The 23,116-nt window shown below is 48.4% G+C and carries 23 protein-coding genes, 1 tRNA gene and 2 pseudogenes (1 of these 26 cut by a window edge); 17 read left to right on the top strand and 9 right to left on the bottom strand.

Annotated features, from left to right (window positions below):
• From pgk to COV46_00560, 6 genes and pseudogenes are all read left to right on the top strand, one after another.
• Positions 1-632: pseudogene (gene pgk / locus COV46_00585) on the top strand (phosphoglycerate kinase) (it extends 490 nt beyond the left edge of the window).
• Between the two features lie 3 nt (positions 633-635).
• Positions 636-1,400 carry a triose-phosphate isomerase gene (locus COV46_00580; GenBank protein PIR18322.1) on the top strand — a complete coding sequence of 255 codons (765 nt, stop codon included), beginning with the start codon at positions 636-638 and terminating at the stop codon, positions 1,398-1,400.
• 100 nt (positions 1,401-1,500) lie between these two features.
• Complete coding sequence (locus COV46_00575; GenBank protein PIR18321.1) at positions 1,501-1,842, top strand: preprotein translocase subunit SecG; 342 nt, start codon at positions 1,501-1,503, stop codon at positions 1,840-1,842.
• 15 nt (positions 1,843-1,857) lie between these two features.
• Positions 1,858-1,939: transfer RNA gene (locus COV46_00570), tRNA-Leu, on the top strand.
• A gap of 137 nt (positions 1,940-2,076) precedes the next feature.
• Positions 2,077-3,252 carry a hypothetical protein gene (locus COV46_00565; protein ID PIR18320.1) on the top strand — a complete coding sequence of 392 codons (1,176 nt, stop codon included), beginning with the start codon at positions 2,077-2,079 and terminating at the stop codon, positions 3,250-3,252.
• Complete coding sequence (locus tag COV46_00560; protein ID PIR18319.1) at positions 3,245-3,919, top strand: hypothetical protein; 675 nt, start codon at positions 3,245-3,247, stop codon at positions 3,917-3,919. Before COV46_00565 ends, COV46_00560 begins: the two co-directional genes overlap by 8 nt.
• Positions 3,920-3,923: 4 nt before the next feature.
• Here COV46_00560 and COV46_00555 read toward each other — a convergent pair whose 3' ends face one another.
• Positions 3,924-4,634, bottom strand: coding sequence for an RNA pseudouridine synthase (locus tag COV46_00555; protein ID PIR18318.1), 711 nt, complete (start codon positions 4,632-4,634; stop codon positions 3,924-3,926).
• An 89-nt stretch (positions 4,635-4,723) separates the two neighbouring features.
• Here COV46_00555 and COV46_00550 point away from each other — a divergent pair, with 89 nt between their 5' ends.
• A complete protein-coding gene (locus COV46_00550) occupies positions 4,724-5,209 on the top strand; it encodes a hypothetical protein (protein ID PIR18317.1) in 486 nt (161 codons plus the stop codon).
• Positions 5,210-5,214: 5 nt separating this feature from the next.
• Here COV46_00550 and COV46_00545 read toward each other — a convergent pair whose 3' ends face one another.
• The 5 genes from COV46_00545 to COV46_00525 form a co-directional block, all read right to left on the bottom strand.
• Positions 5,215-5,631, bottom strand: coding sequence for a hypothetical protein (locus COV46_00545; protein ID PIR18316.1), 417 nt, complete (start codon positions 5,629-5,631; stop codon positions 5,215-5,217).
• Positions 5,621-6,046, bottom strand: a complete 426-nt coding sequence (locus COV46_00540; GenBank protein ID PIR18315.1) for a hypothetical protein — start codon at positions 6,044-6,046, stop codon at positions 5,621-5,623. Before COV46_00540 ends, COV46_00545 begins: the two co-directional genes overlap by 11 nt.
• A 54-nt stretch (positions 6,047-6,100) precedes the next feature.
• Positions 6,101-8,557, bottom strand: coding sequence for a DNA topoisomerase (ATP-hydrolyzing) subunit B (gyrB, locus tag COV46_00535; GenBank protein ID PIR18314.1), 2,457 nt, complete (start codon positions 8,555-8,557; stop codon positions 6,101-6,103).
• Positions 8,558-8,606: 49 nt separating this feature from the next.
• A complete protein-coding gene (locus COV46_00530; protein PIR18313.1) occupies positions 8,607-9,713 on the bottom strand; it encodes a DNA polymerase III subunit beta in 1,107 nt (368 codons plus the stop codon).
• Between the two features lie 247 nt (positions 9,714-9,960).
• Complete coding sequence (locus COV46_00525; protein PIR18312.1) at positions 9,961-11,433, bottom strand: chromosomal replication initiator protein DnaA; 1,473 nt, start codon at positions 11,431-11,433, stop codon at positions 9,961-9,963.
• Positions 11,434-11,466: 33 nt separating this feature from the next.
• On the opposite strand from COV46_00525, the gene COV46_00520 reads away from it, so the two are divergent.
• Genes COV46_00520 through COV46_00505 form a run of 4 tightly spaced genes read left to right on the top strand, consistent with a single transcriptional unit; the run spans position 11,467 to position 13,822 of the window.
• Positions 11,467-11,628: a 50S ribosomal protein L34 gene (locus COV46_00520; protein ID PIR18311.1), complete on the top strand. Its 162-nt coding sequence runs from the start codon at positions 11,467-11,469 to the stop codon at positions 11,626-11,628.
• Positions 11,618-11,941, top strand: a complete 324-nt coding sequence (gene rnpA / locus COV46_00515; protein PIR18310.1) for a ribonuclease P protein component — start codon at positions 11,618-11,620, stop codon at positions 11,939-11,941. The genes COV46_00520 and rnpA overlap by 11 nt, the downstream gene beginning before the upstream one ends.
• Complete coding sequence (locus COV46_00510) at positions 11,889-12,158, top strand: membrane protein insertion efficiency factor YidD (protein PIR18309.1); 270 nt, start codon at positions 11,889-11,891, stop codon at positions 12,156-12,158. The genes rnpA and COV46_00510 overlap by 53 nt, the downstream gene beginning before the upstream one ends.
• On the top strand, positions 12,110-13,822 hold the full coding sequence (locus COV46_00505; protein ID PIR18308.1) for a hypothetical protein: 1,713 nt from the start codon (positions 12,110-12,112) through the stop codon (positions 13,820-13,822). The genes COV46_00510 and COV46_00505 overlap by 49 nt, the downstream gene beginning before the upstream one ends.
• 4 nt (positions 13,823-13,826) lie before the next feature.
• Here COV46_00505 and COV46_00500 read toward each other — a convergent pair whose 3' ends face one another.
• Together COV46_00500 and COV46_00495 are read right to left on the bottom strand one after the other, a co-directional pair.
• Positions 13,827-14,867, bottom strand: coding sequence for a hypothetical protein (locus COV46_00500; protein PIR18307.1), 1,041 nt, complete (start codon positions 14,865-14,867; stop codon positions 13,827-13,829).
• 292 nt (positions 14,868-15,159) lie between these two features.
• A pseudogene (locus COV46_00495) lies at positions 15,160-15,309 on the bottom strand (IS66 family transposase).
• Between COV46_00495 and COV46_00490 the strand changes: the two are divergent.
• The 3 genes from COV46_00490 (at position 15,296) to COV46_00480 (ending at position 20,439) form a co-directional block, all read left to right on the top strand.
• A complete protein-coding gene (locus tag COV46_00490; protein ID PIR18306.1) occupies positions 15,296-16,744 on the top strand; it encodes a tRNA uridine-5-carboxymethylaminomethyl(34) synthesis GTPase MnmE in 1,449 nt (482 codons plus the stop codon). The pseudogene COV46_00495 and the gene COV46_00490 sit on opposite strands and share 14 nt — an antisense overlap.
• A gap of 6 nt (positions 16,745-16,750) precedes the next feature.
• Positions 16,751-18,526: a tRNA uridine-5-carboxymethylaminomethyl(34) synthesis enzyme MnmG gene (locus tag COV46_00485; protein PIR18305.1), complete on the top strand. Its 1,776-nt coding sequence runs from the start codon at positions 16,751-16,753 to the stop codon at positions 18,524-18,526.
• Positions 18,527-18,822: 296 nt separating this feature from the next.
• Positions 18,823-20,439 carry a hypothetical protein gene (locus tag COV46_00480; protein PIR18304.1) on the top strand — a complete coding sequence of 539 codons (1,617 nt, stop codon included), beginning with the start codon at positions 18,823-18,825 and terminating at the stop codon, positions 20,437-20,439.
• Here the strand turns inward: COV46_00480 and COV46_00475 are convergent.
• Complete coding sequence (locus tag COV46_00475) at positions 20,432-21,148, bottom strand: hypothetical protein (GenBank protein PIR18303.1); 717 nt, start codon at positions 21,146-21,148, stop codon at positions 20,432-20,434. The two genes, COV46_00480 and COV46_00475, sit on opposite strands and share 8 nt — an antisense overlap.
• Before the next feature lie 23 nt (positions 21,149-21,171).
• Between COV46_00475 and COV46_00470 the strand changes: the two genes are divergently transcribed.
• The 3 genes from COV46_00470 to COV46_00460 all read left to right on the top strand — a co-directional run bounded on the left by COV46_00470 (position 21,172) and on the right by COV46_00460 (position 22,961).
• Positions 21,172-22,164, top strand: a complete 993-nt coding sequence (locus COV46_00470) for an octaprenyl diphosphate synthase (GenBank protein ID PIR18302.1) — start codon at positions 21,172-21,174, stop codon at positions 22,162-22,164.
• A 239-nt stretch (positions 22,165-22,403) separates the two neighbouring features.
• A complete protein-coding gene (locus tag COV46_00465) occupies positions 22,404-22,595 on the top strand; it encodes a hypothetical protein (protein PIR18301.1) in 192 nt (63 codons plus the stop codon).
• 3 nt (positions 22,596-22,598) lie between these two features.
• Positions 22,599-22,961: a hypothetical protein gene (locus COV46_00460; protein ID PIR18300.1), complete on the top strand. Its 363-nt coding sequence runs from the start codon at positions 22,599-22,601 to the stop codon at positions 22,959-22,961.
• The last annotated feature ends 155 nt before the right edge of the window (positions 22,962-23,116 follow it).

The following is a 23,116-nucleotide window of genomic DNA, read 5'->3' as shown; positions in this document are numbered from 1 at the left end:
TATCAAACCCTGAAAAACCTTTTGTTGCGATACTCGGCGGTGCGAAGGTCTCCGACAAGATAGCCGTTATCGAGAATCTTTTGAACCTTGTCGATGAACTTATCGTCGGCGGAGGGATGGCGTTCACCTTCCTTAAGGCAAAGGGCTTCACTATCGGCAAATCTCTATTTGAAGAAGAAAAGGTTCACACCGCGAACAAGATACTCGAGCGTGCGGCCACAAAAGGGATCCCTATTCTACTGCCAGTTGACCATGTCGTTGCAAGCGAAATATCCGATACCGCAAAGTCCGAAGTAACAAAGGACGCAAACGTACCGGAAGGAACAATGGGTCTTGATGTCGGCCCCAAAACCATAGAAGAGTTCTCAAAGGCTATCTCAAAGGCAAAGACGATATTCTGGAACGGTCCATTGGGTGTATTTGAGACCGAGCAGTTCTCAAAGGGGACCATGACGATTGCCAAGCTTGTCGCTGATTCGAACGCAATGACGGTGATAGGCGGCGGAGATTCCGTGACCGCCGTCAATAAGGCCAAGGTGGCAGACAAGATAACCCACATTTCGACTGGCGGAGGGGCAAGCCTCGAATTTGTCGAAGGTAGAAAGCTCCCCGGCCTAACAGCATTGGAGTGATATATGCCAAAATTCATCGTTGCGGCTAACTGGAAACTTAACAACACGGTCCAGGAATCTTTGATGCTCGTGGCCGGCATAATCGCTCATGTAAAGTTAGCGCCTAACGTGGAAGTTGTTTTAGCGCCCCCTTTTACATCGCTCTATTCTGTGGGGGTTTCCCTGACAGATTCAGAACTTAAGCTCGCGGGACAGAACATCTACTGGGAAGAAAAAGGGGCCTTTACCGGCGAGATCTCCGGTTCGCTCCTTAAAGACATAGGTTGCTTATATGTTCTTATCGGCCATTCCGAGCGCCGCAAATATTTCGGCGAGACCAACGAAACGGTCAATAAAAGGATATTTGCCGCACTTAGGAACGAGCTTGTTCCCATCATGTGCATAGGGGAGACCCTTCAAGAACGTGAAAGTGGCAAGACGTACGAGATACTGGAAAGGCAGCTAAAGGGCGGCCTCATGGGGTTGCAGCAAAAGGACCTTGAAAAATTTTCAATTGCATATGAACCTGTTTGGGCTATAGGTACCGGCAAGAATGCGACCGGCGACCAAATAGAAGAGGCTCACCATTTCATAAGAAACTATGTTGCAAAGCTTTATGACGCGCCGACAGCCAATAACATAAGCATCCTCTACGGCGGAAGCGTTAAAGCAAGCAACTGCAAAGAAATATATAAACAGCCCAATGTTAACGGCGTCCTTGTGGGCGGGGCAAGTCTGGACGCAAAGGGTTTCTGTGACATGATAGCACAGACCCCCGGACAAAAGTGACCCAAAGCGAAGCGAGGGTCATCCTGAGCGAAGCGAAGGATCTCGTGCGTTAAGTTGTAGATCCTTAGGACCTTCGATCTTCAGAATGACATAAATAGACATGAATACTGCACTTATAGTAGGACACTATTTCGTATGCACGTCCCTTATCATCCTGATCCTTTTACAGGCAGGAAAAGGGGCGGACATGGGCGCGGCCTTCGGCGGCTCTTCCCAAACGGTCTTCGGAGGCAGGGGCCCGGCAACGTTCTTGAGTAAATTGACGGCCCTATTTGCCGTTCTTTTTCTTGTAACATCGATATCTCTGGCGCAGCTTTCAAAGAAGGCTTCCATTAAATCTGTGCTTGACACAACGCCTGTGACAGAGCAAGGTGCCGCACCTTTAGAGGCTCCGGCGGTACCGGAAAACGCGCCGGCGGCGCCAGCGACCGAAGGGCAGTGATTCATTGAAAATAAAGCTGGGGTGGTGGAATTGGCAGACACGCATGTTTGAGGGGCATGTGGGTTAAACCGTGCGGGTTCAAGTCCCGCCCCCAGCACATTGTTCTTGGTCAAGCGGCCGGCTTGAGCCGGTAGCGAGGCTTAGAACAATGGGCCCCTGGAACAAAGTGAACGGGGCACAAAAAAGCAAAGAAGCGACCGTAAGAATTTGCGGTCGCTTTTTTGTAACACCAAAATGCTTCAAATACCAAAAAAGCTGACCGCCACGCTCCTCTCCTATATCAAGAAGACCTACCTGCCGGACAAGCGGGTTAACCCAAAAACGGCGGATGAATTCACCATTCACGACATAAAGTTCTTCGCGCGCGGCGTGGCCGAAATGAGCGCCTACTTCACAAGTGAACGCGGGAGCATGCCCAAGAACTACCTTAACAAGAAAGAACTCCGCGCCGGCTACCTGTTATACTTCGTGATGAGCAATTTTTTAAAGATCGGATTCTGTCTTGACGAGGCCGGAGCCAAGAGCAGGTTCGCGAATAATGACGTTATTAAGATAGCTGATGTTGGATGTGGCCCGGGCACCGGGGCCGTCGCCTGCGTTGATTATTTTAAGGCCGCCGGCAAGCCGTTGGAGATAACCGCCATAGACCAGAACTCGGGCACCCTTCACGACGCCAAACATATCTTTCAGACGTTCGCCGACAAGGAAAGGGCAAGGCTCAAGACCGTCCTTTTGGATATCCATTCAAGGAACATAACTCATTCCCTTAAGGAAAAGTGCGACGTCATTATAATGGCGAACTTTTTGAGCGAAATGAAGGAGATGGATAGCCAGTCGGCTGTCGTCCAAAGGGCGATGGAACGCCTCACAGAGAAAGGAATATTGATAATAATAGAGCCGGCGCTCCGCTGGACAACGCGCAATCTAATGAAGTTGCATGACCTTTTACTTTCACAAGTTACGATTCGCGATTCGCGATTCGCGGTCATGGCCCCGTGCCTCCACAATGCAGAATGCCCCATGCTTCGCGAAAGCAGGCGCGACTGGTGCCACATGTATCTCGACTGGGAGCGACCGAGAGTTATGGGAGAGATCGACAAGCTTATCGGCAACAGAAAGGATTATCTTAAATTTTCCTACCTAATTTTATCTAAACAGATCGCCGATTACCGGTTGCCGGTTACCGATCGCTGGCGCGTCGTCAGCGCCCCCATGCATTCAAAGGGCAAGACGGTGCTTGTTCTTTGCGGGAATGGTAAGCTTCTCCATACCACGATGCAGGACAAGGACCTATGTGAAAAGAACGCAGACTATGCAAAGACCATGCGCGGAGACATTGTAAGGTGCGCCGACATTTCAAATATTGATAAACTTTCAGAATTTGCTATAATCCGCAGTCACAATGGATGAAATTTCCAAAACAAGAGATGAATTGACTATAGACGCCGTACCGGGATCTAACTGGGTGCCGGCGATAAAGGTCCTCTCCGGCCCAAAAGAGGGCTCTGTATTAGAAATAAAGGGCGATTCTTTCACCATCGGCAGGTCCAGCAGTAATAGTTTGGTTTTAAACGATAAAGCCGTCTCACGAAGACACGCCGCCATCGAACAGAAAGACAAACGTTACATCATTCACGACCTCGAAAGCAGATGGGGACTTAAGGTGAACGGCCACGACCTGAAAGAGGCGGGCCTTAATTTCGGCAACGAGATCGAGATAGCCGGCACACGAATGATCTTCGACCTTGTCATTAAAGATCGGGTGACCAAGCGGCCATCCAGATGGCTCAGACACGCCATCGTTGTTCTTCTCTTTGCGGCGGCCGCCTCTAGCGCCACCCTCTTCTATTTCAGGCACCAGTCGCAAAAGGACCTAGTGCGTCCCGGGGCCGACGTCCTTTCGCAGATAATCTTCCATTACGACCAGGGAATCTCTTATTACAACAAGATGTCCGAAGATAAGGGTACTCATGAAAAGGTGCTGGAAGAGATGAAAAAGGTCATTGCGCTTGACCCTAAAGGAACCACACAATTCTCAAGAAGCGCCCGCCGAATAATCGACGGATTCGAAAAGTGAGTCCTTAATTTCCTCTTAAATTATCTACCAACCCCTCCATGTCAGGCGGTAGCTTGGCCTCTAATATCATCTTTTTCTTCGAAACGGGGTGATAGAACTTTACCCTTCTTGCGTGAAGGGCCTGTCTCGGAAATTTTATCTTTGGATGCGGATTGTAGACCTTGTCACCTACTAAAGGATGACCAATGGACGCCAGATGGACCCTTATCTGATGGGTGAAGCCCGTCTCAAGCCTTGCGTCGAGGAGCGTGGCGTTATCATACCTTTCCACAACGTGATACCGCGTTACCGTTCTCTTTCCTTCCCCATTTTTAACGACGCCCACCTTCTTTCCGTGACCGAAATCTCCCTTGGAAAGCTCGGTGTCTATCGTACCGTCCTCTCTGTTGACCGGCCCTTCTACAATGGCCGCATAGACCCTTTCCACCTTATGTTCTTTTATGTCGTTCGCCAGCTTTAAGGCCCCGTTCGACTTCGCAAAAAGGACTAGCCCCGTGGTCTCCTTGTCAAGGCGGTGAAGAGGCCTTGCAAAAGAGGCCTTGGCGCCTGGGAACTTTCTCACAATGTAGGCCCTGACATGATCGACAAGGGCCAACTGTTTTTTTCCGCTCCATTCACTCCCTTTTTCGTGGGCAACAATGACTCCCCTCGGTTTATTGATCACTATAAGGTCCTTATCTTCGTAAACAACGTCTAAAAATCTTCTCTTCATCATCAAGCTCCCTCGACAAGCTTGCCACGACCGCCCAAAGCGGTCATTTTACGCTTTACGTTTTTCGATTTTACTGTTACATAACAGAGTCTATGTCAAATATCAACATCCAAGGTCTTGAGGCCGAAATACCCGAGAATTGGCAGGTGCAGGGCATGCTGACCCTCACCCTTCCAAGTCCCGACAAGAACGTCCGTCCCAACATCATTCTTACAAAAGAGCTCCTTCCAAGGCCGATGGAGCTGACCGAATATTTCGGACGCATAAGGGAGTCTATCGAAAAGCGCGGTATAAAGGACCTGAAGATCTCCGACGAAAAGGACCTTGTCATATCGGGCGTCCGCGGAAAGATGATGATCTGCTCATGGGACGTCTCTGCGATGGCCGCCATGCTGGGCAAGGAAAAGGGCGGCGCGGCGCTGGAAAACATCAAGCCGGGCCAGCAGGTAAAACAGATCCAGGTAACGCTCCTTAAAGAACAGCTTGCCATTAATATGACGGCAAGCTTCCCGTCCGACAAGTTCGACATCTACTACAGGCCCTTCCAGCAGTTCTTAAAGACCCTTAAGATAAGCTAAAATATCTACAGGAACTTTTGATAGGCCTTGGCAAGGTCTTCGAACGATCTTACCACATTCTTTCCGGCATCAAACATCTTTTCCTTGTTCACGGCATCGTAATCGTGCACGAGAAGGGACCTTAAAGAAGGGATGGTTTTGCTCGCCAAAAGGACCTTTTTGGCTATCAGCTTTTCATCGGCCAGGATTTGCATGATATGTTCATATGTCGAGGGCTTTCTTAGATTAAGCCCTGCGATCACGTGATTTCCGACCGCCAGCACGCATTCGGAGGCCAGTTGCAGATAGCGTTCCATCGCGGCGTAGGATACCGGGTTCTTGCAGACCTTCTTCTTGCCGTTCTTTTGAATGATGCGAAGTTGTTTCACATAAACTTTCAGGCGTTCAAGCCTTTGTGCGATGATGTCTTGGTCAATCAAAATATCCTCCTTCTTTTACCTGCTCTTTTATGGAGGCCCTCTGTACGCTCCTTAAAAAGGCGGTGTCGAGGTAATTATTAAGGGTCTTGTTCTCCAGCCTGACCCTTGCTGTTTCGTCTCTGATAAATATGGGATATCCTTCTATGAGGACCCTATGGGAAATGACGGGTTCTGCGTTGTTAAGGACGACCACGTCCACTTTTGGAATGCCAAAGATCCACGTAAGCCCTTCCATCAGTTTTAGCCTGTGTTCGTACCACTGTGCGGATTCTGAATTGAACAGAACGGCAACGTCGACGTCTGAAAGAGGGCCCGTTGAACCTTTTGCAACGCTGCCGAACAGATAGGCTACCTGTACGAAGCGTTGATTGACGAGATAGGCCTTAAGCTGCCTGATACGCTGCTCCGGAGTAAGCATTACTTACCTCCTTTGGCGCTTTTTGCCCTTCCCTCTTACAGGGCAACGCACCTGTTATATGTCTAAATTCCTGACATTAAGGGCGTTCTTTTCTATAAAATCTCTCCTCGGCTCAACCTGATCACCCATAAGTATCGTAAATATATTGTCCGCCTCTACGGCATCTTCCACAGTCACTTGCAAAAGAGTCCTTGATTCCGGGTTCATCGTCGTTCCCCAAAGCTGGTCGGGATTCATCTCTCCAAGACCTTTATAGCGCTGGATCATGTGTCCCTCTTTTCCTTCTTTAAGCACGAACTCTCTTATCGGTCTTAAAAGTTTTGTGTCTGTCTTTTTACCGTCCTTTTCGATCACAAACGGCGCCGCACCGGCTTCTTTAAAGGACTCCCGAAGCTTTCTCAGCTCGCTCACCTCGGCCGATTCCAGGAAGTCGGTGTCAATGACCGTCTCTCTCTGGAATCCGTGCATGAGCGACTTGTATATTATCTTGTGGCTTTCGTGTTCTAGATCTTCCGCAACGTCGACCGTAAAGTCTCCGATATCGGGGAATATCATGTTTAAATGTTCTGCTATCTTATCCAGCTCTTCGTCTATTTTCTTTGGTTTTTCCAGAATCTCGGGAGTAATGTTGCTTGCCGTGACAAGAACGTCGACTATCCTGCTGTCGCGCCTTCTCTTAACGACATCCAAGATATTATCGTACTTAATGAGCTGTTTGACCAACTTCCCAAGGGTCTTTCCCGAAAGTTCTTTGGTTTTTGATTTTACTTTAACGCCGTCTACTCCAAGCTTGATCAGATAATCTTCGAGTAGCGCATCATCTTTCAGGTACTTCTCTTCTTTTCCCCGCTTCACCCTGTAAAGAGGGGGTTGGGCGATAAAGAGATGGCCGTCTGCGATGATCTGCGGCATCTGACGATAGAAGAATGTCAGCAAGAGCGTTCTGATATGTGAGCCGTCGACGTCGGCATCTGTCATTATTATGATGCTGTGATAACGAAGCTTGGAAATGTTCCGCTCCGATTCTTCGCCTACAGAGACCCCGAGAGCGGTTATCATCGTGCGGATCTCTTCGTTGTTGAGCATCTTGTCGAATCGCGCCTTTTCAACGTTTAGTATCTTTCCTTTGAGAGGGAGGATGGCCTGATTTCTGCGATCGCGCCCCTGCTTGGCGCTTCCCCCGGCGCTGTCTCCTTCAACTATATAAAGTTCCGATAATGCAGGGTCCTTCTCCTGACAGTCTGCAAGTTTTCCGGGAAGCGCGCCTACCTCCAGCGCCGATTTTCTTCTTACAAGGTCTCTGGCCTTGCGCGAAGCCTCGCGTGCGCGGGCGGCGTCTATGGCCTTTGAAAGTATTCTTTTTGTGATACCGCTGTTACGTTCGAAATAGTCCAGAAGTTTTTCGTAAACGACCTGTTTTACAACTCCTTCTATCTCGGAGTTGCCGAGCTTTCCCTTTGTCTGTCCTTCGAACTGAGGGTTTGGTAATTTAACTGAAACGACCGCGGTCAACCCTTCGCGAATATCTTCGCCGGATGGCGGTTGCGTTACCTTCTTTAAAAGATCGCTTGAATTGGCAAACTGGTTCGCGGCGCGCGTTAGGGCCGATTTAAAACCCACAAGATGCGTTCCGCCGTCGTGAGTATTGATATTGTTGGCAAAGGAAAAGATTATCTCGTTGTAACCATCGTTCCACTGGAGAGCTATTTCAACGACAACGTCCTCTTTTTCCGATTCAAAATATATGACATCGTTGTGAAGCGGTGTCTTTTTCTGGTTCAAGTGTTCAACGAAACTTTTAATGCCGCCATCATAACAGAAATCGTGTTTCTTCTCGCTTCTTTCATCCGTGATAGAGATCTTGATGCCCTTATTCAGGAACGCTACTTCTCTCAATCTTTGTGAAAGGGTATCGAAATTATATTCGGTTATTTCAAATATCTCTACGTCGGGCTTGAACGTCGCCTTGGTCCCTGTCCGATCGGCCTTCCCGACGGCTTTGAGCGGACCCGTGGGGGTTCCCCTCTTATATGACTGTTCGTAAAGTTTTCCGTCGCGTCTTATCTCAAGGTGATACTTTTCAGAAAGGGCATTAACTACCGAGGCGCCGACGCCATGGAGACCTCCGGAAACTTTATAGGCGCTATGCTCGAACTTTCCGCCGGCATGAAGCTTTGTCATGACCACTTCTGCGGCAGAGACCTTTTCGGTCTCGTGCATATCAACAGGTATTCCGCGTCCATTATCTTCAACGGTAACAGAGTTGTCGATATGGATGGTAATATCTACCTTGTCACAATAACCGGCCAGGGCTTCGTCTATTGAATTATCTACCAGCTCGTAAACGAGATGATGAAGGCCGGCAACGCCTGTGGAGCCGATATACATTGCCGGGCGTTTTCTGACGGCATCGAGACCTTCCAGCACTTTAATGCTGGAGGCGTCATAAGAATGACCCTTTTTCACCGCCGTGTCGGACGTTATTTCATATTTTTCTTCTTTTTTTGCCATAAGGGTGTTCGCTAATACCAGATGTCATATTAAAAGTAAACCTCGATTTTTACAGTCTCATTGGCATTACGACAGACAAAAATCCCTTGTCAAATTCAGACCTTATAACACATGGGGATGTGTCGTTCTTGAGTTCTAAAATAGATTTTTCATCTTCTAAAACATTAAGAATATCAATGAAGTAGCTGGCGTTAAATCCTACATCGAACGTCTCTCCTTTATATACGCAGGAAATCTCCTCTTTTGCCTCCCCAAGGTCGGGATTTGATGAAGAAATGTCCAAATTCCCCGGAGAAATGTTAAATTTTACCCCTTTTGACTTCTCATTTGCAAGAAGTGCGGCCCTTCTGAGGGCTTGAATGAGCGTTTTTCTATCAACCGAGACCACCCTTCCGGATTCTTTTGGAATTACTTGATTATATGGAGGAAATTGCCCGTCGATTAATCTGCACACAAACGTTACGTTCTTTGTAACAACGGAGATCGTCTTTTCACCGATCTGCAGTGTAAAATCACCATCCACATCTTCCAATATTTTCTTCAGTTCCCAAATGCCTTTTTTAGGAATTATCACACCCTTAGCAAGCTTACCGCTCTTGACCGGCCTTTCTGCATAAGAAAGCCTGTGACCGTCAGTAGCGACCATTCTAAGACTAGCCTTGGCTCCAGTTCCGGCCTGTTCTAAAAATACACCGTTTAACGTATATCTTGTCTCATCGTTCGACATTGCATATGAGACCTTCTCTATCATTTCACAAAAGTCCTTTGCATCTATATTGAATTCAACGCCTTCCGAACTTGGGAGTGACGGAAATTCATCGGCGGATGCGCCCATTATCTTAAATCTTGATTTTCCGCAGGTCACATCTATCCAGTTATTTGGAGATGTCTTTATGGTGATCATGTCGTTCTGAAGCTCTTTTGCGATATCATACAGATTCTTTACCGGTATCAATACCTTGCCGGCATCTGAAACGTCTGCGGGCTCTCTGGCGATTATACCCACCTGAAGATCTGTTGCCGTAAAAGAAACGCCCTTCCCTTTTGCCTCTATCAGGGCATTTGAAAGTATGGGCATCATCGTTCTGTGTTCGATAACACTTTGGGTCATATACAATCCGTTTATTAACGACTCCCGTTGTATCTTGATCTCCATGTTTTTTTCTCCCCTGCCCCATATTTGGGGGCTCTCTCTTATTATTGTATATATAAAAACAGTAGTAACAGTAGTAGGGTCTGTGGATATGTGGATAAAACGGCTATCAACTTGAAATATAGATGAATAGCGGAATTAGCGACTGTGAACGAACGGTTAATAAACCGCCACATTATCCTGTTAATAACTATTTTTAAAGAACGGTAAAAGTTTTACTATCTGTTTTCAACAGGGTTCTACACATGTTTTAAGGCGTCGCCTGCAGCTTCTTTTCAAAATGATCCACAGCTTCTTTAAGCTTTGCATCGTTCAAGGCCGCGGCCGCTATCTTTCTCACCGCGTGAATGACCGTTGTGTGGTCCTTGCCGCCGAATTTGTCCCCTATTTCAGGAAAAGATGCGTTCGCATGTTTCTTGCAGAGATACATGGCTATCTGTCTTGGAACGACCAGCGATTTCATTCTTCTGGGGGACTTCATGTCGGCTATCCGGATCTTAAAATAATCGGCGACCATCTTTTGTATAGAATCGATCGAGCAAACAGAAGTGCTCCTGTTGACGATGTGTGAAAGCACCTGGGCCGCGAACGATGTTGTGATAGGCGTTTTTAGAAGAGAAGAATACGCCGAAAGCCTGATCAGAGAACCTTCCAACTCCCTGACGTTGGAGCGGATCTTGGTGGCCAGGTATATGGCCACATCATCAGGAAGGGTTATGTTCGCACCCTCAGCCTTTTTTTTCAGGATAGCGATCCTCGTTTCAAGGTCGGGCGGCTGGATGTCCGCTATAAGGCCCCACTCGAAACGAGACCTCAAACGATCGTCTATATCCTGAATATCTTTGGGGAAATGATCGCTTGTCACCACTATTTGTTTTTGGAGCGCTAAAAGCGTGTTAAAGGTGTGGAAGAACTCTTCCTGCGTGCGTTCCTTTCCACCGAGGAACTGTATATCATCCATTAGCAGGACGTCGCAGTTGCTTCTGTATTTCTTGCGGAACGCGACCATCTTGTCATAGCGGATACCGAAGATCACCTCGTTCATGAAGCTCTCGGCCGTGACATAGAGAACTCGTGAGGAGGGATGTTTCTTTGCTATTTCGAGCCCTATCGCCATTACAAGGTGGGTTTTACCAAGACCGACGCCGCCGTAGACAAAGAGCGGATTATAGTGACCGCCCGGCAGGTCTGCAACTGCTTTTGCTGCCGCCTGGGCGAACTGGTTGCCGCTTCCTACAACGAACCTGTTGAATGTATATCTGGGATTTAGGCCGCTATTTACGCTCTGGGTGGGGGTTGCTTGGGCCGCCGGTTCGCGCGTTGGTGATTCTGCCTCGGTCTCGATCTTCTCGTCTATCTCCTTTGCAAGCCTCGGGTCTATCTCGATCAGGATCTCTCTCGGACGCCCTGTGGCACCGGAAAGCTCTGTTATAAGGAGCTCTAAGTAATATTCTTCTATCCAGTCCTGAAAGAATTTGTTGGGGACGCCTATCGTTATTGCGTTGCCCTCTTCCCTAATAGGTCGGATAAAGGAAAACCACTTAGAATAGTTTAACTCACCAATTTTATTGCGTATTTTATCTTGAACTTCCTGCCACGTGGCGTCGATTAGTTTATTCACATGATTATCCACACCTGTGGATAAAGCAGATGAAATAAGCTTTGGCAAGTAAAAATTTCTGTTAGGCCAATTATTCTTGACTTGGGCCTTACATAAAACTATCTATGCGCCTCGACAATTAACGGAGGCTTTACCATGGCAAAGAAAAAGACAAAAAGGACCTATCAACCAAGCAGAAAACACAGAAAGAAAACCCACGGATTTAGAAAGAGAATGAAGACAAAGAGCGGCCGCAAGGTCATTTCAAAGCGCAGGAGCAAGGGTAGAAAACGCCTCTCAGTAGGGTATGGCAGGTAGATCCTTAAAGAATCCAAGAGAATTTAAGGCGGTTTACAGCTCCAAGAACAAGGCCTTTGGCAAATATTTTTTTGTGGCATGGAAAAAGGCCAAAAGCATGAGCATGAGACTGGGGCTTACCGTTAGTTCCAAGGTCGGCAACGCCGTTACAAGGAACAGGATAAAAAGAGTTTTAAGAGAGATCGTTCGAGCGAACAAGAAGAGCTTCCCAGCGGCAGAGGTCGTCATAACGGCGCGTGTAGGAGCCGGCGACATATCGAATGAAGAGGTCAGAAAAGAGATCTCATCTCTTATTAAGAAGGTACATGCGTAGTATTTTTATTTCATTGATCAGGTTGTATAAAAAAGCGCTCTCTCCCGCGTTTGCCGTATTGGGAGCAGAGTGCCGGTTCTACCCGACATGCTCTGAATATGCGTTGCAGGCTTTTGAAAGGCTTCCGGCAGGACGGGCTTTTTCTCTCTCACTGAAAAGAATTCTAAAATGTTCTCCCTGGCACGAAGGGGGGATAGACGAGGTGCCGATAATATGAAACAAGAAACAAGGTCGCTTTTAGCGGTTGGACTGAGCGTTGTGGTCTTTTTGATATGGTACGGGTTCTTTGCGCCTAAGCAGCCACTGAAACCGGAGAGCGATGTTCCTGCGGCAACCGCCCAGCAGCCGTCGGCGCCCAGTGAAGCAACGACACCATCTTCCGGCAATGTAACCTCGGCCGCTCAACCGGCAACCGCCATGCCAGGAGCGGTCAACATCCACGACCCTCAAGGAGAGATACCCCTAAAAAGATCTATCATAGAATCCGATATCTATAGGATAGAGTTCACGAACGACGGCGGCGTGCCGGTATCGTGGGAGATGAAGAATTTCAAGAAGAATGTTGGAAAGGAAGCGGTCCCCGTAAACCTTGTAACGGATAAGGTAACGCCTCTTCTCGAAAAATTTTCGCTTGGTGGCATTCCGGCAAGGCCGCGCTATAATGTGATCAAAGAATCGGCGGACAAAATTGTCTATTCCTGGCGCGGAAAAGAAGTTGCTATAACCAAGACCTATCAGTTCGACCCCAGAGGTTATATGGCGGAAGTATCTGTGGCCATCAGGAATATGGGACAAAATCCGATAGAGAGCAGCCTTACCAACGAATGGTCGATGGTGGTCCCGAAAGAAGAGGAGAAGGGTTTCTTGGGATTTTTAAAGGGTCCAAGCAATGTTTTTAATTTTATATATTATCTGGACGGCAAGGTGAGCAAGGACCCGGTTGCCGAAATGGACGGACATCTTATATGGGCCGGTCTTGAGGACAGATATTTTCTATCTGCCATAGTTCCAAGAGGCCACGGTGAAACTGCGAAGACCTCTTCGATTAAAAGAGCGAACGAGGACGGAACATCTTTTTTATCAACGACCGTGACCGTTCCCAAGCAGACGATAGTGGGGAGCGGCGAAGTCGTGCAAAAATATTCCATCTATGCCGGCCCCAAAGAGATGAACTGTCTTAAGTTTGCCGGGGCGTCGCTGGACAAGTCCATAGACTATGGCTGGTTCGGATTCATTGCGGTGCCGATCCTTTATCTTTTAAAGTTCTTTTACGGGATAATACACAACTACGGGGTTGCCATTATCATCCTTACGGTATTCGCTAAACTTCTGATGCATCCTTTGTCGCGCCATTCTATGAAATCGATGAAGGCGATGCAGAACCTTCAGCCCAAGATGAAGGAGCTCCGCGAGAAATATAAGGACAACAAAGAACGCCTTAATGTGGAGACGATGGCCCTTTTCAAGGCCAATAAAGTAAACCCCATGGGCGGTTGCCTGCCGATGCTCATACAGCTTCCCATATACATCGCCCTCTATAAGGTGTTGTGGAACTCCATCGAACTTTATCGCGCCCCCTTCTTCTGGTTCTATAAGGATCTTTCCATGCCCGACCCCTATTTCATCATGCCCGTGGTCCTGGGCTTTGCGATGTGGCTGCAGCAAAAATTAACACCATCTGCCTCCGCCGATCCGACCCAGGCCAAGATGATGCAGATAATGCCTATCATGTTCACGGCGTTCATGCTCTTCTTGCCGAGCGGTCTTGTCCTTTATATCCTTGTTAACACAGGCATGGGCGTCGCCCAGCAGTGGATGATGAACAATGATATAAGGCTCAGGGATCTTATTCGCGGAAGGGTCAAAAAGGTAACAGCTTAAACGTTCACTTAAGAAGCATCTTTTGTGCGGAAATTGTGGAGACCACGTCGGTCGATTTAGAAGATGAAGGTTCTTTATCGTCATCGGTCCTTGTGATGTATGCCATAACCGCGCCTATTGCACCGTCCTGCCACCGTTCGGCCTGATTGTCGTAGGCAACTTGCATAGATATCTCATCGCCGGCCTTTAAAGGAACGCCCGCAGGGTCTTCAAATACAGGTATTGAAACTATTTTGTGATCCCCTGTCAGCTCCGCCTTTCCTTCCCAGAAAGGAGCGGGTTGTCCCTTTTCAAGAAGAGCGACCCCAACACCGTAATCCTGTAAAAGTCCGTAGGCCTTCGTCAAAAGGCCGTTTTCCGGGACAATGAACCTGACCTCTTTTTTGACAAATTCTTTGGGGGCTACGGCCATCGGGGAATAATCACACGGGTCAACGTTTAAGAGCATCGGCATCACATCTTTGATGTTCTTGGCCGCCTTCATCGGGACCGCCGTTATCTCGAACTTAAAATAGACACCGGAAAAATCATGGGATGTAGGGTTTTGAAGGACAACCTTTGCGTCGATTTGGTCTTCGGAAAGTACCGGGTAGCCCGCGCCGTCCGGCATATCTATATTCTTTGTGATGGAGGTAGCGGCAACGAAAGGATTTGCAACCTCTTTATCGGTACAGAGCGCGTTCTTTTCGCTGGCATTGGTCAAAACAGCCAGATGTAAAAGAGAGCTTGGGAGCTCGCCGCCGGAGCTGTCCTCAATGGACGACTCGAAGGAGGTTACCCATAAAGGCTCTTCTGTCTTGAACGTTATCGAGCCGGGGGCGTCCCACATTACCTGGGCTTTTTGACCGGCGGGGAGCACAAATGGTCCCACCTTATATGTAAGCTTCTGAACGCTCGTTGATGTTGATGGCCCGTTTTCGGAGATAGACGGTGTGGGCGTTTTGATCTCTGCAAGAGACAGGTCGGGTCCGCCTTCGCCAGAACTTTGGCACGCCGAAAGGAAAACGATCCCTAAAAGGGCCGACATGAAAGCTTTGTTTAACATCTGTATGAAAAATACCCTAGATAATCAAATAGTTAAATACGCATCGCGTTGACCTTTTAACGCGTGGCGTAAGAGGCCTGATTCTAAAAGTCCCTCAAGCCCCTCCTAATATCGGCGGCGCCACAAAAAAGTTGCTTCTATGAGAGCGGCCGGCTTGTAAGTGTCTTGTAAGCGTCCGCATTTCATGGATAATCATCTTTTAATTTTTTTAAACTATTTTTTGGGCAACACCTTTCCGTCGTCATAATGAACACATTACAACTGACCTCTGTTAATACGCGTGCTCGTTGTGGCCGTTTTGCTTCGCGCTGATCATTACGCTGTAGATCGCCGCCGAGGCGTTTGCCACGGCTACGCTGTCCGAAAATAGCCAGTTCTTGCGCCCCACCGCAAACGGCCGGATCACGTTCTCCACCATATTGTTGTCGATGCTGATCCGCCCACTCGTTGCGCGCTTACTATTTTTAGTTGCCATTTTGGGCCCTTTTCACTATCGGGTCTTAATTGTGGGAAGAGAAACAATAGCCGCCATATCAACCCCGGCAGGAATCGGTGCGGTTGGCATCGTCAGGATCAGCGGTCCAAACGCCAAAATGGTCTTAGAAAATGTGTGGATAAGTGGTCTAATCAAGGTGGAAAACTTTATAACTCACCGACTTTATTATGGAAAAATATCCACAGATAATAGGATAATAGATAACGTGCTTGCCGTGTGGATGGAGGACCCACATTCCTATACGGGTGAGGATGTCGTTGAGATACATTGCCACGGGGGAAGCGTCTCCACAAAAAATGTCCTGAATGCGATCTTGGGCGGAGGGGCAAAACCTGCCGCCCCCGGTGAATTCACCATGCGGGCATTTTTAAATAGAAAGCTAGATCTTGCACAGGCGGAGGGTGTTGCCGAGGTGATCTCCGCAACGAGCGAAAAGGCGTTAAGGCTTGCGAGCGATCAATTAAATGGAAAGATCTCCGATGAAGTTCACGGGCTCCTGGAAGGCCTAAAGGAGGTAAAGGCCCTTGTTGAGGCGACAATCGATTTCCCCGAGGAAGACACAGAATTGATTGCAGAGGCGAACGTTTGTGAGATGCTTTTACCCGTTCAGAAGAGAATAGGGGGCCTTCTTTCAACATATAATGAAGGCAGGTTGATACATGACGGCGTCAGGGCAGTGATCGTTGGCAAACCAAACGTCGGGAAGTCGAGCGTGCTCAATGCCCTCATTGGAAACGAACGCGCAATAGTGCACCACACCCCCGGCACAACAAGAGACACGATAGAAGAGAGCATGGAACTTGGCGGGATACTTTTTAGCATTACAGATACGGCAGGCATTAGGGAGTCTTCATGTGAGATCGAAAAGATAGGAGTAAAGAGATCTAAGGAAAAACTAAGTTCGGCCGACATTGTACTCGTGGTGCTGGATGCCTCAAGACCACTTGATAAAGAGGACGCTGAAGTGCTGGAAGAGACCGGAAGCATTGAGAGAGTAATATTGCTTAATAAAAGCGATATAGCGGAGAATAAGGACGAAGAGACGTTCGACTTTGACGACAAGACCAAGAAGATATCGACAAGCGCCGTTACAGGCGTCGGGATGGAAGAGCTTAAGAAGGCGCTTATCAGCTCTGTAGATAAAGACGCGCTGATCGATTCGGATGGCGCGATAATCACCAACCTTCGTCACAAGCACGCGCTTGATGAGGCAGATACGGCTATAGGCTACTCTTTGGAAGTGATATCTAAAAAAGAATCGGCGGAATTCGTGGCTCATCATATACAGGCCGCAATGAACGCCCTGATGAAGATAACGGGCGAAGTGACTACAGAAGATGTCTTAAATTCGATATTTTCAAAGTTCTGCATAGGAAAGTGACCTTTAATGTACGACATAATAATCATAGGCGGAGGACATGCCGGCGTCGAGGCCGCATTGTCGGCCGCGAGGATCTTTTCAAAACGAGGCGAAAAGAAAAGGGTTCTCCTTGTAACGGGAAAGGTCTCAACGATAGGTCACATGAGCTGCAACCCGGCGATCGGCGGTCTTGCAAAGGGGCATATAGTCAGGGAGATAGACGCCCTCGGCGGAGAGATGGGCGTTGCCGCAGATCTCACGGGGATACAATTCAGAAGACTTAATATGAGCAAGGGCCCTGCCGTGAGGGCCACAAGGTGTCAATCGGACCGCAACAGCTATATGCGGCATATACAAAAGGTCCTGAAGCAAGAAACAGGAAGCAGGAAGCATGAAGGATTACATTTGGGTCTGGAACTAAAAGAGGCGATAGCGGAAGAGATTATTGTTGAGAACGGCCGCGTTGTCGGCATTATGACGAGTACCGGAGAAAGACTTGCGGCAAGGAAGGTCGTCATTACGACAGGGACCTTTCTGAACGGGCTTCTCCACTACGGCATGGAGCAGGAGGAGGGGGGGCGCGCTGGAGATTTTGCATCGCACGGCCTTTCGAAAAGCTTGATAAATGCAGGGTTAAAACTTGGCAGACTTAAAACAGGCACCTGCCCAAGGCTTAAAAGCGAGACAATAGACTTTAGTTCACTTGAGAAACAAAACGGGGATACCCCTCAACCCAAGTTCTCGTTTAGGAGAACGACACATCCACTTGAACAACTACCGTGTTTCATAACCCACACGAGCGCTGAAACACACGATATAATTCGCGCGGAAATTCACAGGTCGCCGCTTTTTTCCGGGAAGATAAAAGGGACGGGGCCCAGATATTGCCCGTCCATAGAAGACAAGGTCGTGAGGTTCGCTAGCAGAGAGCGCCATCAGATATTTTTGGAACCGGAAGGCATGGATATCCCGGAGGTCTATGTGAACGGACTTTCTACCTCGCTCCCCATAGATGTTCAGCTTAAGATAGTAAGGTCCATTAAAGGCCTTAAAAGGGCCGAGATAGCAAGGGCCGGGTACGCAGTTGAATATGATTTTGTACTCCCTACCCAGCTCTACCCAACCCTTGAGGTAAAGAATGTTTCAGGTCTTTATACCGCCGGGCAGATAAATGGCACATCCGGATATGAAGAGGCGGCAGCACAAGGCCTCATGGCCGGTGTAAATGCTGCTAGGTCTATTTTAAATGAGGAGGCAGTTATCCTTTCACGGTCCGATGCTTATGTAGGTGTGTTGATAGATGACCTTGTTACAAAGGGGACCGAAGAACCTTACAGAATGTTCACGTCGCGCGCTGAACATAGGCTTATACTGCGTGAGGATAATGCAGACATGAGGCTTTCAGAGCTCGGGAATAATATAAACCTTTTAGACGACGAGCAATATCAAAGATTTTCGGCGAAAAGAGGATCCATGGAAAGACTTGTCATCGCATCAAAAGAGGCCTTGAGAAGAAAGCGGACGGTGGATCTTTCAAACGAACCCGAAGAGATAAGGGCGGCCGTAGAGATAGAGCTCAAGTATGAGGGATACATCAAGCTTCAGAATCAGACCGTGGAAAGACTGAAGGATCTGGAACATTTTAAGATCCCGGCCGACCTTGATTACGATAAGATAACAAGCATCTCGAACGAGGTCAGGGCAAAGCTAAAAGAGGTCCGCCCGGTAACGCTTGCGCAGGCATCGAACATCTCCGGCATCACCCCCGCGGCCATATCCATATTAATGGTATGCCTAAGATAAAAAATATTTGACAAATTGAATCTAAACCCCAAACTTAGGAATGGTAGAATATGCACAATTTGCATATTTTAGATTGCTTATAAATTTCTCCCTGATATATTAACCCCATAAGCATTGAAGATTTATAAATGTCGCGGGCAAAAAAAGAGCGGCCCCCGACATTTTAAGAATCGCGCTAACGGTTCCCCAACCAAGAGCACGAATAAACCAAGGAGGTCGCCCCATGTCCTGGATAGCACAGTCCCAAATTCCCTACAATGTAATTATCAACACAAAACAAAAAAAAGGAGCACTTTATGTTTAATTTGATAAACAGGATAGTGCATGTCTGGACGAAAGAGAACAACGTAAGTAGCGACGGTCAAGCGATGCAGGTCGAGCTTTTAGACCTGGAGCGCGAAGATGAAAAGGGCCTCTACGGAAAACTTGTGGAGATAGACGGACCGGCACACGGGGGGATGGATTCATGCAGTATATTTCAGCCCGACCGAAAAGTGACGAGCAACTGCTTTGATAAGGGACAGATATATAACTCCCTTGATTCGGTTCAGAGATATTTAACAGCCCTCGGAGTTAACCTTCCAATGATATTTTCAGACGAATCGGCCTCTGGCGAGAAGAATAGTGGCGCCGCCAAGGCGTTCCCTGTAAGGGCGCACGCGAACGCAGTGAGCGACCTTAACGCATGGTATTCACCGCAATCAAAGGACCTTACCTTTGGCACATATGGCGACATGAACAAGGGTCAGGACAGGTGGCATCTGGCGGCAGATAACGATGTAAGCATCCACGAGTTCGGTCATCTGGTCCTCGATCAGATAAATCCGCAGCTTGGACGCGGCTGGCAGGGCGACGGAGGGGCGATACACGAGGGTTTTGGAGACGCTCTGGCATCGCTTTATGCCAACGATTCGGCGATGAGCGAGGACTTTGCGGTTGCCATGGGGCGAAAACCCAACAAAGAGGATGGGCTCAGGAACGTCGATAACAATCTTACAATGAAAGATGTCGGGACCGAAGAACACGACAAGGGGCAGGTTTACGGCGCGTTCTTCTGGTCGATAAAAAAGGCCATCGCCGATCCGAACGGTGAGTTTAAGATGGATGAGAGGCAGGCCGCGGACCTTGCGTTAAGGATACTCTTCATGCACGCCGCGCTCTACACGACCTCAAAACCGACGTCAGTCGATTTTGTAAACGCGGTCATCAGGTCCGTTGACATGATTAAATTCTCGTCGAGCCCCCCATTCATAGACGCAGGCAAGCTAAAATCTGCCATCATGGCAGAGGCCAGACGCAGACAGATGCTTACGCCCCAAAAGCGGGACGACGGAGCGTTCGAACCGTCGCACGATAGCGCTGTTCAAAAGGCCGGCTATAACGCAAGATTCGTCCCTCTAAAAAAGACGCCATTTTCGGGAGGTTCATACGAGATCCATCAACAGCAATACAGAACGTCTCGCGGCGTCTATATAGATGTTGTAGGTGCGGATATTTATACTCAAAAGGACAGAAACGGCAGGACCGTTCTTATCTCTTCGGCCGACGTCAGGACGATAAAGTCCGGCGAAATAAACGAAACGGTGACAGTCTCCCCAGCTAAGGCGGTCCAGCTGGCGGCAACCGACGCCCAAAAAAGGATGATGGCCGCAGAAGGATGGACGCGGACGCTGTGGGGAAAGAAGCCGGGCGCCTTCATTGATACCCTGGCCGTTTATCAGATGGATCACAAGATGGCCGAAACAGCGTTGCAGAAGTTGTCAAGCCGCGACTTCTCAAGGGCGGACGTCAGGCTTTCGATAATACCCGGATCAAGTGATATGCATTATGAAATGAAAGTTGGCCTTGGTATCTATTATATAAATGCAAGGACAGGCGACGTTCAGTTCAAAAAGGACGTATTTGTCAACTAAGGAACTTTAGGATACGTTCGGCGACAAGATCTTTTTCAAGATCAAGGGTTACGACGTGTTCGGATCTTTCAAGCAATAATACTTCGGGCGGCGTTGCCAATTTAGATGCCAAGAGACCGACATTGAATGGCGGCGCCGCCTTGTCGTTTTTGGAGTGAACTATCAATGCCTTGGCCTTAATAGAACCTATCTTGCCAGACACGTTCTTTTGGAGCTTTTGAAGCTCCCACACCGACCGCACCGGAATGACAGGATAGCTAAGGTTTCTATATATCTCCCTCCCCTCAGGGTCTTTTACGCTTGCCTCCCAATACTTTTTAGAGGTTTTGATCAACCTGTTGATCACGGGCAGGCGTGATATGGGCAGGGTCAGATTTTCGATCATTGGTGAAAGCCTCAAAGGGGTCCCCATGCATATGATTCTTTTAACATCTCTTTCGATGGCGAGCTTCAATGTTAAAAGGCTCCCCAGCGAGAGCCCGGCGCAGTACGCTTCATCGCAATCGTTCGCCAGTTTATTGTAAGAGATAAGGACCGCAGCGCACCACTCTTCCCACGTTGTTCTGGAAAGCTCTTCGGGGGATGTGCCGTGTCCAGGCAGTAGAGGGGTTATCACCTTAAAACCTTTCCTAGAAAGGATTTCTGTTAAAGGGGCCATTGTGGCCGGGGTTCCGGTCAGACCATGTATCAAAATAACGCCTTTTTTCATGCTATTGACAATACTAGATCTTAATGGGTAAGGTCAAGGATATGTCACTTGCGACCATCTGCCTGCCGGTGCAGGCGGAGCTTAAAGAAGCGGAGGAACTGCTTATCGGGCAGACCGGTTCTTCCGTTCAACTTGTCAGCCAGGCGGCGGAGTACGTTCTTCAGAACGGCGGCAAAAGGGTTCGTCCCGCCATTCTTCTCTTGACGACAAAGATGCTTGGCGGCGATGTGGACGCCGGCGTCAGGCTCAGCGTCGCGCTTGAGCTTATCCACGCAGCGTCTTTAATGCACGATGATGTCGTTGACAATGCAAAGCTCAGGAGAGGAAAGGCCTCTTCCAATGTTAAATGGGGGAATCAGATATCTATACTTGTCGGCGACTTCCTCTGGTGCAAGGCAAGCAGGATAGCTATAGAAACGGGCAACATGCGGATCATCTCCTCTCTCACGAATGCCGTTGAAAAGACCACCGAGGGGGAGATATTGGAGATCGTTAAGAGCAACGACTTTTTCCTTGATCGGGAAGAATATCTAAAGATCATAGAATTAAAGACAGCCATGTTGTTTGCCTGCGCAGGCGGTCTTGGCGCGATATCTGCCGACAGCTCCGAAAAGATGGAAGAGAGCTTTAAGAGCTTTGGGCTCAACTTGGGGGTAGCGTTCCAGCTGGCAGACGACGTCCTTGATTATGTTTCTGATGAAGAAAAATTCGGCAAGAAGGCAGGGACCGATCTGTGCGAAGGAAAACTGACGCTCCCCATCATCCTTGCACTTAAGAAATGCGGCAACAAGGAGGCCCATGTTATAAAAGAGGCCTTGCTTTCTAACACGATGGACACCCAAAGACTTGGCGAAGTGAAGGGAATATTAAAATCACACGGGGCCATTGAAGCCTCCCTTTCCATGGCCAGGGCCTATGCCAACAGGGCAAAGGAAGAGCTCACGTCTTTTAAGCCGTCGCTTGAAAAAGAGGCGCTGATGGCCTTGGCAGATTATTCAGTATCTAGAAATGAGTAGTTAAGAAGCCTTAGTTGTCCTTATAGACCTTTACACCTGTCCAATTTACGTCAGGGGATCGAATGCGGTTCGCATGTTATCAAGTTGACAAGTTCCCATGCTGGCAGATAACTATCATTAACCATTTCAAGGACTTTTCTTCCTACAACTTGCAAGCCTGCTAACATGTGAACCTGTTAACTTTCCGTTGGCACGAGTCTTGCTTATCCAAATACCAGCGCGCGCGGAAAGGATAATTTATGACAGAGATGTCGCAGAGAAAAGAGGTTTTCCACATAAGGGACCTAGGGGATGGCAAGAAGAGCGTATGGACAAAGATCGGTTCAGCCTTTGTCAACAAGGATGGATCAATAAACGCAATTCTAGAGGCGCTTCCGGTTGACGGCCGTCTTCATATTAGGGACCCAAGGGCATTTAAAACAAAGGAGTAGAACATGTTAAAGAAACTGGTGTTAGTGGCGGTAGTTTTGACGGTTGCATCAAGCGCGATGGCGGCGAAGTCATCCAAAAAAGAGCTGACGGGAGTCGTGAATATCAATACCGCAACGGTGCAGGAGCTCACGATGATCCCCGGCGTTGGCAAGTCAAAAGCCGAGGCGGTAGTTGCCCAGCGTCAGAGCGGACCCTTCAAGACAACGCAGGATATCGAAAAGGTAAAGGGTATAGGACCCAAGATGTTCGCAAAGATAGTTCAGTATATAACGGTTGAAGGGCCGACAACGGCCAAGGCGGTGAAGGTTCAAAGCGCCTCCGCCCCTCAGGCAACGAAGACAGCCATGCCAAGATCGGGCATATAGACTCCCTCCCCCGATCATTTTAAGACCCCGCATCGGCAAAAACTTTCCGGTGCGGGGTTATCTTTAGGGCACCTCTAAAAACCCCTTGATGTGTCATTGCGAGGAGCCGCAGGCGACGAAGCAATCTCCATAAATCAAGTGTTTGCGGGAGATTG

It is taken from the genome of Deltaproteobacteria bacterium CG11_big_fil_rev_8_21_14_0_20_49_13 (assembly GCA_002796305.1).
In the GTDB taxonomy this organism is placed as follows: domain Bacteria; phylum UBA10199; class UBA10199.
This window is presented reverse-complemented; position numbering and strand designations above follow the sequence as displayed.